At 43.8% G+C, this 15,155-nt stretch carries 17 protein-coding genes and 1 tRNA gene; 5 read left to right on the top strand and 13 right to left on the bottom strand.

The features are described 5' to 3' along the window. The first annotated feature begins 3 nt into the window (after positions 1-3). The 4 genes from ACLWBD_RS00580 (at position 4) to ACLWBD_RS00565 (ending at position 3,267) form a co-directional block, all read left to right on the top strand. Positions 4-879: a type II secretion system F family protein gene (locus tag ACLWBD_RS00580; protein ID WP_063244990.1), complete on the top strand. Its 876-nt coding sequence runs from the start codon at positions 4-6 to the stop codon at positions 877-879. Positions 880-910: 31 nt separating this feature from the next. Beyond that, positions 911-2,563, top strand: a complete 1,653-nt coding sequence (locus ACLWBD_RS00575; RefSeq protein WP_413569196.1) for a DUF6531 domain-containing protein — start codon at positions 911-913, stop codon at positions 2,561-2,563. A gap of 16 nt (positions 2,564-2,579) precedes the next feature. Beyond that, the gene (locus ACLWBD_RS00570) at positions 2,580-2,873 is read left to right on the top strand and encodes a hypothetical protein (RefSeq protein WP_063205920.1); all 294 of its coding nucleotides are present in this window, start codon (positions 2,580-2,582) and stop codon (positions 2,871-2,873) included. A gap of 199 nt (positions 2,874-3,072) precedes the next feature. Then, positions 3,073-3,267: a hypothetical protein gene (locus ACLWBD_RS00565; protein WP_413569195.1), complete on the top strand. Its 195-nt coding sequence runs from the start codon at positions 3,073-3,075 to the stop codon at positions 3,265-3,267. 80 nt (positions 3,268-3,347) lie between these two features. Here ACLWBD_RS00565 and ACLWBD_RS00560 read toward each other — a convergent pair whose 3' ends face one another. Genes ACLWBD_RS00560 through ACLWBD_RS00550 form a run of 3 tightly spaced genes read right to left on the bottom strand, consistent with a single transcriptional unit; the run spans position 3,348 to position 5,248 of the window. After that, entirely contained in the window at positions 3,348-3,608 is a 261-nt protein-coding gene (locus ACLWBD_RS00560; protein WP_063205918.1) for a hypothetical protein, read from the bottom strand. After that, entirely contained in the window at positions 3,595-3,987 is a 393-nt protein-coding gene (locus tag ACLWBD_RS00555; protein ID WP_413569194.1) for a response regulator, read from the bottom strand. The genes ACLWBD_RS00560 and ACLWBD_RS00555 overlap by 14 nt, the downstream gene beginning before the upstream one ends. Before the next feature lie 43 nt (positions 3,988-4,030). Then, complete coding sequence (locus ACLWBD_RS00550) at positions 4,031-5,248, bottom strand: hypothetical protein (protein WP_413569193.1); 1,218 nt, start codon at positions 5,246-5,248, stop codon at positions 4,031-4,033. Between the two features lie 77 nt (positions 5,249-5,325). Between ACLWBD_RS00550 and ACLWBD_RS00545 the strand changes: the two genes are divergently transcribed. After that, on the top strand, positions 5,326-6,924 hold the full coding sequence (locus ACLWBD_RS00545) for an outer membrane protein (protein WP_413569192.1): 1,599 nt from the start codon (positions 5,326-5,328) through the stop codon (positions 6,922-6,924). A 371-nt stretch (positions 6,925-7,295) separates the two neighbouring features. Here the strand turns inward: ACLWBD_RS00545 and groL are convergent, their stop codons facing one another. From groL to ACLWBD_RS00495, 10 genes are all read right to left on the bottom strand, one after another. Continuing rightward, on the bottom strand, positions 7,296-8,939 hold the full coding sequence (gene groL, locus ACLWBD_RS00540; RefSeq protein ID WP_063205910.1) for a chaperonin GroEL: 1,644 nt from the start codon (positions 8,937-8,939) through the stop codon (positions 7,296-7,298). Positions 8,940-8,968: 29 nt separating this feature from the next. Then, positions 8,969-9,256 carry a co-chaperone GroES gene (gene groES, locus ACLWBD_RS00535; protein WP_041872753.1) on the bottom strand — a complete coding sequence of 96 codons (288 nt, stop codon included), beginning with the start codon at positions 9,254-9,256 and terminating at the stop codon, positions 8,969-8,971. A gap of 150 nt (positions 9,257-9,406) precedes the next feature. Continuing rightward, on the bottom strand, positions 9,407-9,910 hold the full coding sequence (locus ACLWBD_RS00530; protein WP_413569191.1) for a hypothetical protein: 504 nt from the start codon (positions 9,908-9,910) through the stop codon (positions 9,407-9,409). A gap of 164 nt (positions 9,911-10,074) precedes the next feature. Beyond that, positions 10,075-10,953, bottom strand: a complete 879-nt coding sequence (locus tag ACLWBD_RS00525) for a carbonic anhydrase (protein WP_413569190.1) — start codon at positions 10,951-10,953, stop codon at positions 10,075-10,077. A gap of 313 nt (positions 10,954-11,266) precedes the next feature. After that, a tRNA-Asn gene (locus ACLWBD_RS00520) sits at positions 11,267-11,342 on the bottom strand. Positions 11,343-11,400: 58 nt separating this feature from the next. After that, the gene (locus ACLWBD_RS00515) at positions 11,401-11,853 is read right to left on the bottom strand and encodes a hypothetical protein (protein WP_063205904.1); all 453 of its coding nucleotides are present in this window, start codon (positions 11,851-11,853) and stop codon (positions 11,401-11,403) included. A gap of 222 nt (positions 11,854-12,075) precedes the next feature. Next, positions 12,076-13,008, bottom strand: a complete 933-nt coding sequence (locus ACLWBD_RS00510) for a hypothetical protein (RefSeq protein ID WP_413569189.1) — start codon at positions 13,006-13,008, stop codon at positions 12,076-12,078. Further along, on the bottom strand, positions 12,959-13,528 hold the full coding sequence (locus ACLWBD_RS00505; protein WP_413569188.1) for a hypothetical protein: 570 nt from the start codon (positions 13,526-13,528) through the stop codon (positions 12,959-12,961). The genes ACLWBD_RS00510 and ACLWBD_RS00505 overlap by 50 nt, the downstream gene beginning before the upstream one ends. A gap of 263 nt (positions 13,529-13,791) precedes the next feature. Further along, positions 13,792-14,307, bottom strand: coding sequence for a hypothetical protein (locus tag ACLWBD_RS00500; protein ID WP_413569187.1), 516 nt, complete (start codon positions 14,305-14,307; stop codon positions 13,792-13,794). Positions 14,308-14,324: 17 nt separating this feature from the next. Further along, positions 14,325-15,023 carry a DUF3800 domain-containing protein gene (locus ACLWBD_RS00495; RefSeq protein ID WP_413569186.1) on the bottom strand — a complete coding sequence of 233 codons (699 nt, stop codon included), beginning with the start codon at positions 15,021-15,023 and terminating at the stop codon, positions 14,325-14,327. Positions 15,024-15,155: the final 132 nt, after the last annotated feature.

Raw genomic sequence — 15,155 nt, 5'->3', positions numbered from 1 at the left:
TGTATGAGTTTTCTGTTTAACGAATGGATTATGATTCCTCTTTTTGGCGTGTGCGTGTTCGTCATAGTTATCCTATGGGCGGACAAAGCTATCGACTGGCTTCATAAGCGCAGTCTGGGCCAAAGAGATGAAGTCATTCGTCTTCTTCGTTTGATGGGAAATGAAGTGGATGAAAGAAAGATCACGATCTTGATCCTTCTTATGAGCTTCGGCGTGGGTGCCTTGGCATTCTTAGCTTTGTGGCCCAGTGTTTTGATGGGATTTGTTTTCGGTGCTTCGTTAACGGTCGCTGGTTGGCAGCTTCCACTTCTTTTAGTTCGCCTGACATATGAGCAGCGCTGTTCTAAATTCACCGATCAGATGGTGGATGGTCTTACGATCATGGCCAACGGTATTAAAGCCGGATCGAATCCACAAGAATCGATGAAGCGTGTCGTAGAGATCATGGGAAACCCGATCAGCCAGGAATTCGCACAAGTTCTATATCAGATGCAAGTCGGTGATAGTTTCGAAGGTGCTCTGAATGACTTAGGTACGCGCATTCCCCGTCCTGATGTTCAGATGTTTGTGACCGCAATCAATATCTTAAAAGAGACCGGCGGTAACTTGGCAGAGACTTTCCAGACCATCGTCTTAACAATTCGTGAAAGACAAAAGGTAGAGAAAAAAATTCAAGCACTGACTGCGCAAGGTCTCATGCAAGGGATCATCGTCACTCTGATTCCGTTCATCTTGATGGGCGTCTTTTTCATGGTGGATCCGGGTTTCATCAAACCCATGTTTAGCACAACCCTAGGTCTAGTGTTGCTGTTCGTGATGCTAGCGTTGCAAGTAATTGGTGGCGTAGTAATTAAAAAACTTGTTACCATCAAAGTGTAGTTTGTCAGTTTCAAGGAAGAGGTAAATTATAATGAAGAAAGCAATATTGGCGTTCGCTTTTCTTTTTTCAGCACAAGCTTATGCTCTTGTGGATATGAAAAATGCCAACTATTCCAATACATGGATTGATATGGACGTTCCCGGAAGTGGTTATGATCTTAAGATCATTCGCACTTACAACAGCCGTTCTTTGTTCAATGGTATGTTCGGATTCGGCTGGTGTTCGGATTTTGAAACTTCCATGGAAGTAAATGCCGAAGGCAACATCAAAGTAAAAGAGTGCGGCGGTGGTTTAGAGGTAACATTCTCTCCTCGCGAAGTAACTCGTAAAGATGTTGAAAGCACTATTGCTCAAATCATCAGCCGTATGAAGGCTGAAAAGAAAGTCGGATTGACGGAAGCAGCGATCAATAACTTGAAAACGCAAATGCTTGAAGATGACAACGTTCGTTCTGAATACGCTGCTCAGTATGGAATCAAAGTTCCAGTTAAAGAAGGCACGAAGTTTTATGCTAACGGCCGCGAAGTAGAGCACTTCATCTTCAATAAGACTTACTACACTCGTAATCTTCCCGATGGCAGTGCTCAGCGCTATAGCCCTCAAGGAAAACTGACTCACATCTACGATAAAAACGGAAACTACCTGAAGTTTGACTACGACAAAGACGTTATCGCCTCTATTCAGGATAACAACGGTCGTCGTTTGGGCTTTAAGTATTATCAAAACAAAAAAGTAAAATCCATCACGGGTCCGAATGGCTTGATGGCGGAATATAAGTTTGCAAACCTTGATGATCTTTCTTCTGTAAAGAATGCTTGGTTGAAAACGTACACTTACGAATACGATGAGCTTCACAACTTAACAAAAGCTTCTTGGCCGGATAAAACATTCGTTTCTATCAAATACGATAAAAAGAATGACTGGGTTGTCGCTTTCGCAGACCGCGATAAATGTATCGAGTCTTATAAGTACGAATCCTCTACAAACGATCCTAAAAATCACTACTGGTCGACAGTAAAGAAAACTTGCGGCAAAGAAGTGATGGCCGACAATAAATACGAATTCTGGCATCAGCAACGCGCTGATGGTCAGTACTTCTTGCAACGTGTGATGACGACTGTCAGCGGTAACGTGACAGACATCACTTATCACGAAGTGTTCGGTAAACCGGTTTCTATCCGTAGAAATGCAGACCGCGTTTCTTACGAGTACTATCCAGATGGACTAGTAAAAGTAAAGGCAGCACCCAATGTTCGTATGGCTTACGAATATGATCCAAAAGTTAAAAAGGTAAGCTCAGTAACAAGCACTTTCTTTAACGAAAAAGGTGCAAAAGTTGCTACTAAAACCACTCAGTTCAAATGGGACGGTAAAGGCAACCTGGCTTATGCTCAAAACAGTGATGGTCAGAAAATCAATATGACTTACGATAACCGTGGTCGTATTGCGACAATCACCGACCAAGCTAAGAAAGTGGTTAAAATCGAATACGAAGAGCGCTACGGCAAGCCTTCCATCGTAACCCGCCCTGGCTTGGGAACTATTGTGGTAAGCTATAAACCAAATGGCGAAATCAACAAAGTAGACAGCAAAGAAGGTCCTTCAGTTGCAATGCAAGTCGCTAGTACCTTTAATAACTTGTTAGATATTATTGCCCCTGCAACCGCAGAAATGTATCTATAAAGGAGTAGGTGATTATATGAAAAGACTTTTAGCCTTATCTATTTTGTTAGCCGCTCTAGGTACCTCTTTCGTAGCCACCTCTTCTTTTGCACAAGAAGATGCGGGACGCACGGTAAACCCTGGGGAAGACCCCAATGAAGCCAAAAGCCCTAAGCCTTTAGAGGCTGACGTGGCTTCTACGGGCATCTGCCCCGAGTGTACCGCTCGTATGAAGCACACACGCCTTAATGATGATACGACTTACAGACCTCAAGGAACTGCAGCTCCAGGAGCTAATGGTTCTGGCTCACCTGCTGATGGTAATAGATAGACTGTCTAATCTGTTATCACTCGGTGAACGTAAAAGGGCTTTGGAATCCAAGGCCCTTTTTATTTGTCCTTATTCCTTCCTTATTTGATCCTGCCTTCTCAAATTGAGACATCTGAACAAGACTTTGCTGGCACACCCAGTGCAATGAACCTTCTTTGAGTAGATTTTATTTTTTGATACTCGTGATAAGGAGTTTTCTATGAAGAAGATGTTCGGATCTATTATTGCTCTTTCTATTATTGCATCAGCATCTCTGTCTGTTGCCGGTACATCTGCGGTGTGCAATCACCAAACGAAGAGCGGTCGCTTTGCATCCACGAACCCGGAAAAAGTAAGAGTTGCTAAATCGACGGCGAAAGCTGGAGCTGAAGCAGCAGCCTCAGGTCAGAAGTAATCGACCTGAATTCGAAATGCCCCCGAAGGAAGAGTGTCTATCCCCCCCCTTGGATGCTCTTCCTTTCCCTTTTTTAAGACCTAGCGCACAGCTTTTTCGTGAGCGCCTTCTTGAAATCCATCCACTGTACTTGCTACGCCATCTTTCAATGTGCGGCCCAAGTTACGAATCGCCATCGCGCCACCAGCCGCAGCACTTTGAACATATTCAGAAACCGTCGACCTTTGCAACCAGCGGAACGAATGATATTCGATCGAAGCGCCGCCGATTTTGACCTGCATAAGCATGATCAAAAGCATTGTGAAGCACAAGCATTTGGCTACAAATTTAAGTTCTTCCATGAGTGGACTCTCCCTGCTGCGGTAATACTTTGGAAATAGCTTCTAAGATTTGTTCTTTGCTGAAAGGCTTCGTCACGTAAGCATCAAAGCCGGCTTCATAAGCCTTCTGCACATAGGCCTCTTGATCGATTGTAGAGCAACCGATGATTTTAATTTCTGGATGAAGTTCTTTTAAAACTTTGGCGGTTTCAATGCCGTTTCGAAGAGGCATGACCATATCAAGAAATACAAGTTCAGGCAGGGTGGATTCAACAAGCGTGACGGCTTCATCACCATTGGCGGCTTCGCCGACGCAAACGCCACCGGCCGAAGTGACAATATTCTTCACCAGTTCACGCAAGAAAGCGGCATCGTCGATAACAGCAAAACGTATCTTCATACCGCTCAGTATAGATTTTAGTTCTTAGTTTGATGAGAGGATTTTAGTGACCCCAACGATAGCCTAGGGAGAACATATAAAGCGAGTTCGTGACACTGACATTCGAAGGCGTGGCCCCCGTACTAGGGTCGGGAAGAGCCGCAGCACCATCAAAGACATTTCTTTCTGCACTCACACCCAGATTCCAAATCATCTGCCCTTCGCGGGAAAACTTCCATTCGCCCCCAGCGTCCACACCAATGCGGATGGATTCTTCAGAAGAACCGGAACTCATGTCAGCACCCGTAACCGATTCAGAGTGTTGTAACCGAGGGAAGAAAGTTCCCCCGACAACCCAAGAATGATTCACCGATGTTGGAATACGCGCTTTAAGACCGACACCGACACCCGAAGTTTTAAGACGAGCGCGAGACGTATTGTCGCTAGGCACGTTCATTTTATTTTCGCTAAATAGAACTGAGAATTCGACAGAGCTTGATTTGCGTGAAACCCCGAAAAACTTTCTAAAGTTCAAACCCAAATCCAGATACTCATACTTTGCAGGGATTCGAGAGCTATCCACTAAAGAATCCACATCTGCCGCCAAAGAAAACATCATTTGTCCACTCACACCGATGCGCGGAGTGAACCAAACGTTAGTTTTTAACTTTAAAGCATTAAAGAAGCTTTGATAGTCGCGGAAAGAATAGTTGGATTGAGATTCGTTATAAGCAACAACGGGAGTTACATCTAATTCTACTTTATTGTTACGAATGTCATCTGGGTGAATTTGTTCACGGTAAAAATCATAAATGCGATCCGCTTGGCTTGAGAACAAGCTCTCTGCGTGCTCTGACAAAGTCGGCTCCTGGACCTCAGCGTCTACGGTAAGTTCTTTCACTGGAATCGGCGGATGCGCAGGAGCAGGACTAGACGTCACAGCTGGAGGAGCCGTGAGTTGCGTCGCTTTTTCTTTCGCTAGCTTTTCTTCAGTCGCCTTCTTTTCAGCCTCTTTACGTGCAGCTTCGGCTTTTGCAAGCTCTGCAGCTTCTTCGGCTTTCTTTTCAGCTTCCAGTTCGCTTTCTTTAAGCGTTCTTACTTTAACTCCATCCGCATCAGTCACAACGGGAGTCGCTTCACCTTCAGACGCAGGCTTACGCGAAGCTTTTTTACGAACTTCATAACGTCCAGAAGAAAAGCCTTCAAGACCCATTTGTGCAAAAGAGGTCTCAGCTGATGCTAACAAGAACACGGCAGTGAAGATTGAAACAAAGATTTTCATAGGAAATTCTTCGGCTCTCGGTCCGAATTACTTGACGCCAAATTGACGAGTTTTCAGAGGCAGTGCAGAATAAATTTATGAAATCATTTCTTCTTAGTTTCCTCTTCGTCGCGTCCTGTTTCATTTCTATATCCTCGACGGCGTTCGGCCAGACTATTGCCCAGAATACTTACGTCAGCACTGTTGACCAAGATCTAGCAATTAAGTCCATCGTACTTGTCCCCACCACCGACAACGTTGGTGGAATTTATTCTCGCCCCGTCGAAGAAGAACTAAGAAAAGTTTTGAATGAAGACAAACAATGGTCTTTGGCGAATTATCCCTCTGACATCAAGGTGAACTCGGCACTGCTTGATGAGAGGCCTCAAGACGTTCAAAAAATTTTAGAAGCCTCAAAAAGCGAAGCGGCTTTGACTTCAAAAATCATTCGCGGTCCTCGAGGAATTTCGATCACGTTAACACTTTTTGTAGGCCGCGAAGGTTTGCCGTTGTTGCAGGAATCATTAAACGACTACAAAGGTTTTGAAACGGCGGAAATCAGAAACGAAGCCAGAAAACTTTTTGAGAATTTAAAATACAGAATGCCGTTTCGCTCGACGATCTTAAGTCGTCGTGGTCAGCAAGTGACATTGAACTTAGGAAGCGCTTACGGTCTAAAACCTGAAAGCCGTGTGTCCGTTGTTCAAATCATCAAAGTAAATCGTCATCCAAAATTGAAGTTCATGGTCAGCACAGAAAAAGAAGTTCTGGGCCGCGTGAAGCTTTTTAAAGTGGAGCCGTACTTAAGCTTCGGATACGTCGAAATGGAAAAAGAACCAGGCGTCATCGCCGTAGGTTCGAAAGTCATGCCGGATGAATTTGTGAAATACTCCGTCCCCGTGACAACACCGTCAGGAAAAGTTCTTCAGGATATTTCCACAAGACCTGACAAAGAAGTCGCCTTCGGAGAGGACCCCCAAGAGTGGCTTCCAACAATGCCGCCTCAATTCGGAAAAATCGAGTTGATGGCGGGCTTTTCAAGCTACACGCAAAACGTAAACCTACAAACCGCAGGCTCGATCAGCGGCAGCAGCAGCCTCGCTCCAAATATTTTAGTGCGCGGGGAAATCTGGTTAAACCCGCAATGGTACGTAGGCGTCCTATTACGCCAATCCGTATTCTCAATGGATAACGACCTAGCCGGATCCTCCCCAGGAAGCTTAAACATGTCGATGGGCCAATACGGCGTTAACTTCGGTTACAACTTCCTATTAACAAACGACTTCTTCGGCCCAAAACTACAAATCGCCGGCGGCTACACGAACACAAACTTCAGCGTGGACGACAGCACACCAACAGCCTACACAACAATGAAATACGGCGGCTTCGCCTTAAGCGTAGCCGGCCAATTCCCATTATCCGAAGAACTCCCAGTAGACATCGGTGGCAAACTAGATTTCTACCTAAACCCATCCCTAAGCGAAAACAAAACCAGCGGAGCCTCGTCCGACAACAAAATCAACAGCTTCAGCTTCTTCGTAGACTACAAACTAAAAACCCGCTTCAAAATCAGAGGAGAACTCCTCCTAGAAAACTACACATCCGACTTCTCAGGCACCGGCCAAAGAACCGACCCAGCCACAAGCACCAGCCACAAAATGACAACCTTGATGGGCGGCGTACAATACTTGTTTTAAAAAAGAAGGTGCAAAGCACCTTCCAAAAAAAAAACACCGATATAAGGCCCGAACATCAAACTTAATCACAGGCAGGAATCACTCCTGCCTTTTTGTTTTTGATGCGTTTGCTGGATTCTACGAAGATTTTCCAAGGAGATACTTCCTGGGGATAGTCCGAAGAAGGGCCTTTGCCGGCGCCACGACGGCGCGAACCGCACGAAGTGCGGCGGCAACTGAGCCCGGATGCCGTGCCCGCCGAAGAGACTATTCCCAGGAAGTATCTCCTTGGAAAATCCCCCGCTCGGAGCCAACACACGACCCACAAATAAAAAAAGCCCGGGAATAATCCCAGGCTTTTCGAAAAAGAACGAAGATGTTCGGCAAGCCGATTACATCATATCGCCCATTCCACCCATACCGCCCATGCCAGGAGCACCAGCAGGCATTGGAGCATCTTTCTTAGGAGCTTCAGCGATCATTGTTTCAGTAGTAAGCATCAAAGAAGCTACAGAAGCAGCGTTAGTCAATGCACAACGAACAACTTTAACTGGATCGATAACACCGTCTTTGATTAGGTCAGTGTATTCGTCAGAGTAAGCATTGAATCCCCAAGTAGCAGATTTGTTTTGAAGGATACGATCCAAAACGATCGCGCCATCAAGACCTGCGTTTGCAGAGATTTGACGAATTGGCTCTTCACAAGCACGTTTGATGATCATCGCACCGAAAGACTCTTCTTCAGAGAATTTAGTTTTATCAACTTTTTGAGAAGCGCGAAGCAAAGCAGTACCACCACCAGCTACGATACCTTCTTCAACAGCAGCGCGAGTCGCGTTCAAAGCGTCTTCTACGCGGTGTTTTTTCTCTTTCATCTCTACTTCAGAAGGAGCACCAACGTGGATAACAGCTACGCCGCCAGCCAATTTAGCCAAACGCTCTTTCAATTTTTCTTTGTCGTAGTCAGATGAAGTTTCGTCGATTTGAGATTTGATTGTAGCAACACGAGCTTGGATGTCGGCTTTTTTACCAGAACCATCAATGATAGTTGTGTTGTCTTTATCTACAACGATACGTTTCGCGATACCTAGGTCAGCTACAGTAGCTTGCTCAAGTTTGCGACCGATATCTTCAGAGATCACTTTTGCGCCAGTCAAGATAGCGATGTCTTCAAGCATAGCTTTACGACGGTCACCGAAGCCAGGAGCTTTAACTGCAGCAATGTGAAGAGTGCCACGAAGTTTGTTCACAACTAGAGTTGCAAGTGCTTCGCCTTCAACGTCTTCAGCGATGATCAACAATTGACGACCTTGCTTAGCAACGCCTTCAAGGATACCGATCATATCTTTCATTGAAGAGATTTTTTTGTCGTAAACAAGAACGTAAGCGTTCTCAAGAACTGCTTCCATTCTTTCTGCGTTAGTTACGAAGTATGGAGAAAGGTAACCACGGTCGAATTGCATACCTTCTACAACTGTTACTTCTGTTTTCGCAGTTTTAGATTCTTCGATAGTGATAACGCCTTCTTTGCCAACTTTGTCCATAGCGTCTGCAAGCATTTGACCGATTTCTTTATCGTTGTTTGCAGAGATAGAACCAACTTGAGCAACTTCGTTCGAACCTTTTACAGGTTTCGCCATTGATTTCAACTCGTCGATAACAGTTGCTACCGCTTTGTCGATACCACGTTTGATTGACATTGGGTTGTGGCCTGCAGAAACAAGTTTAGCACCTTCGCGATAGATAGCTTGTGCTAGAACAGTTGCAGTTGTTGTACCGTCACCGGCTTCATCATTGGTTTTAGAAGCAACTTCTTTAACCATTTGAGCGCCCATGTTTTCGAATTTGTTTTCCAATTCGATTTCTTTGGCAACAGTGACACCGTCTTTAGTGATAAGAGGAGAACCGAAAGATTTGTCGATAACTACGTTACGACCTTTTGGTCCCAAAGTTACTTTTACTGCGTTCGCAAGAGTGTTCACACCTTTCAAGATGTGCGCGCGAGCGTCTTCTGAGAATGTTAATACTTTAGACATGGTTTACTCCGTTTTATTATTTAATTGAATTAGTTGAATACGCCCAAGATGTCTTCTTCGCGCATCATTAGGTATTCGTCGCCCTCAAGTTTCAACTCTGTGCCTGCGTATTTTCCGAAAAGCACTTTGTCGCCAACTTTCACTTCAAGAGGAAGTACTTTTCCGTCTTCAGTGATACGGCCTTTGCCTGTAGCGATGATTTCGCCACGTTGTGGTTTTTCTTTTGCTGTATCTGGGATGAAAAGTCCGCCAGCGGTTTTTTCTTCTTCCGCCATTCTGCGAACTAGAATTCTGTCATGAAGTGGACGAACGCCAATTTCGTTCTTAGCCATGTATGCCTCCGTTATGATTGTAACAACGAAGGTAATATGAATCGGCTGGGATAGGAGTCAAGGTCGGGTGCCCAATTTTTCTCATGACACGCCGATTAATTTCAGAAATTTCAGGAACTTATATTATCCAGAAAATTATTTCGGTTCTTTACCCACATTATTAGCGCTGACAGGCAAATCAGAGGCGTGGGCCCCAAAGACAGAGTTCGCGTAAGCCGTCATAAGTTCAGCTACTTCCTCGGGGCTTAGTTTGCCAGCAACCTCATTAAAGGCTGCCTTTTTGTCCTGAACTTTTGTGAGGTAACCTACAAAGTAATCGGTCACGGAAAGGTCTTTAGCTACTTCTAAATCGTATTGTTCTTCACGAAGGCGACGCTCGAGTTTTTCAACTCCCATATCCGTAGACGATACGGCTTCAATAGTCGCTTTATTGGAAAGGTTTGGGTCCGTTCCTTGCGCCATTGCGCGAGACGCTTTTCTAAGGTCGATTTGCGCTTTTAAGTTCATGACGTCAGCTTGAGCGAGCTGAACGCGCTCCGTTTTCCATTCGCGATAGCTTTTTACCTCTGCGCCCGCTTTCATAGCGAAAGCGGTCATAGACCAAAAGGCGATAAGAGGTAAAATTTTAAGAAAGCTCATTGGCTCCTCCAACAGACGTCCACAATTCCAAGGAGGCTTATTACAAGGGTTGTGCCCAGGGAAACATGTCTCATTTGCAATATAAAAGACCTGAGCCCCTTTTGGGGCCCAAATGTGTTACTTTGAGACGAAATTGGCTTTACAGGAAAAACCTACATTGAAGGTTAGTGGCTGTGCTCTGAGTGCGCGTCAGGAGCGTGCTCGTCGTGAGCTTTTTTATCCGTTTTCTTTTCTTCGCCATGGCTGTGTTTCGCCACTTCGGCTTTCTTTTTTTCTTTGCATTTATCGCAAGTGTGACCGGCCTTTTCGTGAGAATGAGATTCTTCCTTTTTAGGTTCATCAACGCTTGCCGGAATACGCATTTGCAAAGTCGGTTCGTTCTTAAATGCTACGTGACCAGACTCTAAATCATAAAGAGAAGAAACAATGCGAAGATCACCGCTTTCAACTTTTTTGCGAATCAATTCAGAACGAGTAACAAGGTCTTTCGCTACGCCCTCTGTATTTGCCCATGATTCTGTTTCAAAATTCTTACTTGGTTTTTTATCTTTGAACTGAGAGATACGCGGCTGAATGTCTTTCACCAAATTATCAAGCGCTGGCGTTCCTAAGCTGGAACCATTCAAAGTACTATGCGCGGCCTTCACAGCTCCGCAAGAAGTGTGTCCCATAACTACCAAAAGCTTTGATCCCAAATGCTCCACAGCGTATTCAATACTTCCGATCGCATTATCACCAAGAGCTTCACCGGCCGTTCTGACGACGAAAATCTCTCCTAATTTCTGGTCGAAAACGACCTCAGGCGGAACACGCGAATCACTGCAACTTAGAACGATAGCATGAGGTTTTTGCCCCGTACTTAAACGATGCACATCACCTTGTGATTGACCATCACTGCGAAGTTTTGCACCCGTAAAACGGTTGTTTCCATTTTGCAGCCAACGCAAAGATGTATCTGCATCCACCCCGGCAGGAGCGTGATCATTCGCAAATATTGAGAGGGAAATTGTGGTGATAACTAAGAACGAAAAGATAGCTTTCATGGCGAAAATCCCTTGGTAAGAAGTTACTTTCTTTTCGGGAATTACTTAGCGGAAGTTGAGCTTTGTTTAAGGAAAGTGAATACACTCTGATCGTAATCAAGATTTGGATGATTTCATCGTTCAATGTTTAAGTTTTAGTAACAATTGTTGGATTCACTTCGAACAATAGTTTTATCGAGACAAGTCTAAAGCCACGATCCAGAGCAGTTAACAAATCAATGGTGAAGAGGGACAGATTATCTAAGGCGCTGAAAATAAAAAAACCAAGCCTTGTGGACTTGGTTTTCTTAATCACATTTATTTAGAAAATAAATGGCTCAGAAGGAGGGACTCGAACCCCCGACCCAGCGGTTAACAGCCGCTTGCTCTACCGACTGAGCTACTTCTGAACTCGGTGAAGAACTATAATTAGGGCTTTGGGCGTTTCTTGTCAAACAGAAATCGCGGTTACGGAGCCTCTAGCCGCTCCAAAGCCTTGGTCAACATCGGGGAACTAAAAGGCATCCCTTGGGCTCTAAAAACCGGGATTTTTTCGTTCTGTTCCAGGGTTTTTGACTCTCCAGACGAAGTTAAAGCCACTAGACGCTTTTTATAGGCAGCTTCATCGACACCCTCACTCGTGAAACCGCCCAGCATAATTTCACAAACGCTGCTGATTTCTGAAGAACTTGTAAGAGTCTTTTTGAGCTCTCCGGTCAGCGAATAAATCTCAACTTTAGCGGTTTCGGGCGGGCACCAGTTCATCGGGCGGTAGTCGCTGCCGATCAAAATGCCCAGCGCACTTTGTGGATCAGAAAGTTTTTGTTTGAACTCGCGGGTTTGCAAAGCACGGATCGCGTAAAGGACTACGCCCAAAGAAACGATCATCATGGCGATTTTAAAATAGAAAGAAATCTTCATGACGCTAAGTTAACTCGGCGAGTTGAAAACGGTCTAGTTATAACGTGAAGTTTAATAAGGAAAAAAATGGTGCACTCGAGAGGAATGCCAGTGCACCTTTGTAAGTGTTAGAGATGATTTAACAAATCAATAATTGCAATCACTTAGCGTTTTGCGAAGAGATACCAAGCGATACTGATGTAGCCCCTTGTAGCCTGATACGGTTCGCAAATGGTTCGCATTTCACGATAAGTCTTCATGAGTGGTATGAAAGATCGCAATATGGAACTCACGTCCAATATTTCTCGCAGGCGGTTTAACCCTCCATTTGCCTCCGAGCGACTTAATTCGCCGCGCCGCAAACTCTGAAATTACAAATTCTAAGTTCTGAATAACGATAACTTCCTTACCTTTACAGCATTCACCATATTTTTTATCTGATATACAGGGACAGCTAACATCGTCCTTAAGGTCCTTAAATTTGGACGTCGGGACTGCCTTGCTTTGTATCTCGTAATCCCAGTGTTCAAACGGATTTCGGATTCCAGAAAATAGATAATCTAGCAATTTATAATCATAATGATCAAAATGCTTTCCAGTTGCCTCATCTTTTGCGAACGGCACTGAATATTTCTGCACAGGATTTTCCACCAATGCCATCGCTAGAAACTCAAAATCGGTCATTGCATATTTACAAAGCTTTCCATCGTAAATTGAGCCAGGAAGATGTTCGCATTTTTTTCTATAATTAACATAACTGTCGCATATCGTGCATTTTCTCTTAAAAATGTACTCCGGACTTCCAAACATTTTATATGGATATAGCGTTTGTAACTTACTAATTTTCTTTTTTAAAAAATCGATACACTCAAGAATTTTTACATCTAAAGAAGATGGCAATCTCTCTATGAAAGTAATCGAAACTTCAAGATCGCACCATGCCTTGTAATACTCTCTCTGCAAACATTTCTCGAAAGCTGAGAAGTAATGCTCTTGTGCCTGCAAAAGACAGATCCAACCTCGAACCTCTCGAAGTTTGGATTTATCATTTGAAGCAATTGCGGAAGCTTTCATGCCTCTCAGCGATTCAAGAATATGGCGAGCAGACCTTGATTTGAATGTATCTTTATAATTTATGATCGCTGTCTGAGCATCTATTAGTGATATTTTCATCATGGATAATTCCAATTAGTTGATCAAGATTGTCATGCTTTCGAGAGTCGATTTGAGTTATCACGTCCAAAATTTTGCCCTCCATCTCAGAAGGCGGGCCACTGTAGGATATAGATATTTTTTCTCCACTGGCTAACTCTCGCACTACCTCGATACGAACCTCTCCCTTTGGGTCGCCTTCTAAAGCCTTAGTGGCATATACCGTCAACAACCCAATCAATACCCCTATGGTGACTTCCTTAGTTGGCTTTAATAAAATTTTTCCTAAATTAACTAAGGTTCCGTGAAGACCCAGTTCAATAAACTGGTCAGTATCAATCAAAATGTCCGCGTTTACGGAAGGGTAGTTAGCCTGAATAAAATCAAGTAATGGCCAAATATCCTTAGAAATAATCGGCCCCTTACGGCTTTGCCATTGTTCATATGGGACAAAAACCATCTGGCATCTATCTTCAATTTCCATGAGAATTTCATTAGAGGAGCCCATGGCAAGAGCGGAATTAGTTCTGGCTAATGTTAACATTACTTCTCCCAAATGAGCTTTAGATAGACTACGGGGGATTGGCTGTCATTTATAAACTCGAATAGGGAGGGCCTGATGACGCCCCAAAATAAGCCAAAGGTGGGTATTTTCGAGATGAAACCCTGTTAAATTGCGCGAAAAATGTCTCTTGATTATTTTAGGCAAATATCCGATATACTGTAAGCAGCTCACCTATCTATGATAGAAAGAGAATGCCCTCCCCGCGCCTTTGGTGGCACGCGACAGGGCTCTTTATTTGCTCATTATACCGGTTTCCACACCGGTATTTTTTTTTCGCTATACGATGCCATCAATTTCCTGTGTTCAGTTTCATCAGTAACTATATGAGCAGAAACGAAAGTATACTTATCTGCTCGTAACTTTGGATTGGGATTGAAGTTATTGTCTTCAAGGACCAATACATATCTACACTCAGATGCATAAACAAATGCACGACGGAATTTAACTTTATAATTCGCTTTCCAGAGCAAAACACCCGCTGCTTTATAATTTAACAGCAAGTCGCGGCTCCAAAGCATTCGTTCAGATCGATCTTTACAATAAGGGCGGCCTGTTCCCTTTATGGCATTTTCTCGAGTACAGAGATGCTGCAAAAAATATGGATGCCCAGTCCATACATTTGACGGGAAATTTAGAATGCTCACAGGCTTCCCATCAAAAGTATACGTCGTACCCGATGTATACAGCTTGGCATACTCAGCTGCCAAAATCGGCTTATCCGCAGACTCATCGCCAGATAGGGTTAGCAGTGGTGACAAAAAGGAATGATGGCTCATTACTTTTTGCCCATATCCCAATGAAACAAATTAAATTTATTCGCTGAATAACGAGAGTTAGATTTTAAATCCAACGACGCTCGCTTCTGAATTTCATCGATGATTTGGAGTTTAGCACTATTCGTCTGAAGACCCCTTAGTTTGTACCCGATAGCTCCAACAAATAGATCTGAAATCTGCATCAATGGGCTTCTCTTAGAATCGAGCACTTGAAATCGCGTAATAACCTCTTTCCCGCCAAAGCTATTATTTAAAAACTCCTTTAATTCTTGTGCTCTGTATGGGCTAGCGGTATCTACGGGGTCCATAAAGACTTCGTAGTGTTCATTTGCATTCAAAAGTTTGCCCAATAAAAGATAGTAAATTTTGAAAAACCAATCGCCGTGAGTTTGATCAAACTTTGCGTGATTAAGTCCCTCTTTGTGAGCGGCTACCGCCCGAAAAGACAATGATGGCTCCGAAAAAAATAGATCTATGACTTCGATATAAAGTTGCAGTTTTTGCTGACTGACGAAGTTCCACTTAAGTTCTTGATTTGGATGTATACCATGCTTGGCTTTGAGATTTCGTAACTTCTCGTTTAACTCTCTAGCTTTAGAGCGCTGAACCTTAAGCGCTCCCAGAACCATAGCAGGCTGATCATCGTGTTCAAGATGACAACTCTCATCGCAAAGAATTCTATAAACAATTTTTTCCATCAAAAACCTCACGCCCCGTAATAAACTTAATTTGCTGTTTTATGTCCATTGAAAAAAAACAGTTGTGAATATCTCTGGACCTTTAGTAGCAAAGTCATCATTAGTGCTGATAAATATAAGCATATCTGCTAA

The organism is Bdellovibrio sp. HCB117, from assembly GCF_047305915.1.
Classification (GTDB): Bacteria; Bdellovibrionota; Bdellovibrionia; order Bdellovibrionales; family Bdellovibrionaceae; genus Bdellovibrio; species Bdellovibrio bacteriovorus_B.
Note: the sequence above shows the minus strand (reverse complement) of the source record. Positions and strands in the feature narration are given on the sequence as shown.

Excerpts from the sequence above, each read along its gene's own strand:
- ACLWBD_RS00575 (WP_413569196.1), top strand. The coding sequence starts at position 911 with ATGAAGAAAGCAATATTGGCGTTCGCTTTTCTTTTTTCAGCACAAGCT.
- ACLWBD_RS00555 (WP_413569194.1), bottom strand. The coding sequence starts at position 3,987 with ATGAAGATACGTTTTGCTGTTATCGACGATGCCGCTTTCTTGCGTGAA.
- ACLWBD_RS00545 (WP_413569192.1), top strand. The coding sequence starts at position 5,326 with ATGAAATCATTTCTTCTTAGTTTCCTCTTCGTCGCGTCCTGTTTCATT.
- ACLWBD_RS00570 (WP_063205920.1), top strand. The coding sequence starts at position 2,580 with ATGAAAAGACTTTTAGCCTTATCTATTTTGTTAGCCGCTCTAGGTACC.
- ACLWBD_RS00495 (WP_413569186.1), bottom strand. The coding sequence starts at position 15,023 with ATGGAAAAAATTGTTTATAGAATTCTTTGCGATGAGAGTTGTCATCTT.
- ACLWBD_RS00565 (WP_413569195.1), top strand. The coding sequence starts at position 3,073 with ATGAAGAAGATGTTCGGATCTATTATTGCTCTTTCTATTATTGCATCA.
- ACLWBD_RS00560 (WP_063205918.1), bottom strand. The coding sequence starts at position 3,608 with ATGGAAGAACTTAAATTTGTAGCCAAATGCTTGTGCTTCACAATGCTT.
- ACLWBD_RS00550 (WP_413569193.1), bottom strand. The coding sequence starts at position 5,248 with ATGAAAATCTTTGTTTCAATCTTCACTGCCGTGTTCTTGTTAGCATCA.
- ACLWBD_RS00530 (WP_413569191.1), bottom strand. The coding sequence starts at position 9,910 with ATGAGCTTTCTTAAAATTTTACCTCTTATCGCCTTTTGGTCTATGACC.
- ACLWBD_RS00505 (WP_413569188.1), bottom strand. The coding sequence starts at position 13,528 with ATGTTAACATTAGCCAGAACTAATTCCGCTCTTGCCATGGGCTCCTCT.
- groL (WP_063205910.1), bottom strand. The coding sequence starts at position 8,939 with ATGTCTAAAGTATTAACATTCTCAGAAGACGCTCGCGCGCACATCTTG.
- ACLWBD_RS00525 (WP_413569190.1), bottom strand. The coding sequence starts at position 10,953 with ATGAAAGCTATCTTTTCGTTCTTAGTTATCACCACAATTTCCCTCTCA.
- ACLWBD_RS00510 (WP_413569189.1), bottom strand. The coding sequence starts at position 13,008 with ATGATGAAAATATCACTAATAGATGCTCAGACAGCGATCATAAATTAT.
- ACLWBD_RS00580 (WP_063244990.1), top strand. The coding sequence starts at position 4 with ATGAGTTTTCTGTTTAACGAATGGATTATGATTCCTCTTTTTGGCGTG.
- ACLWBD_RS00515 (WP_063205904.1), bottom strand. The coding sequence starts at position 11,853 with ATGAAGATTTCTTTCTATTTTAAAATCGCCATGATGATCGTTTCTTTG.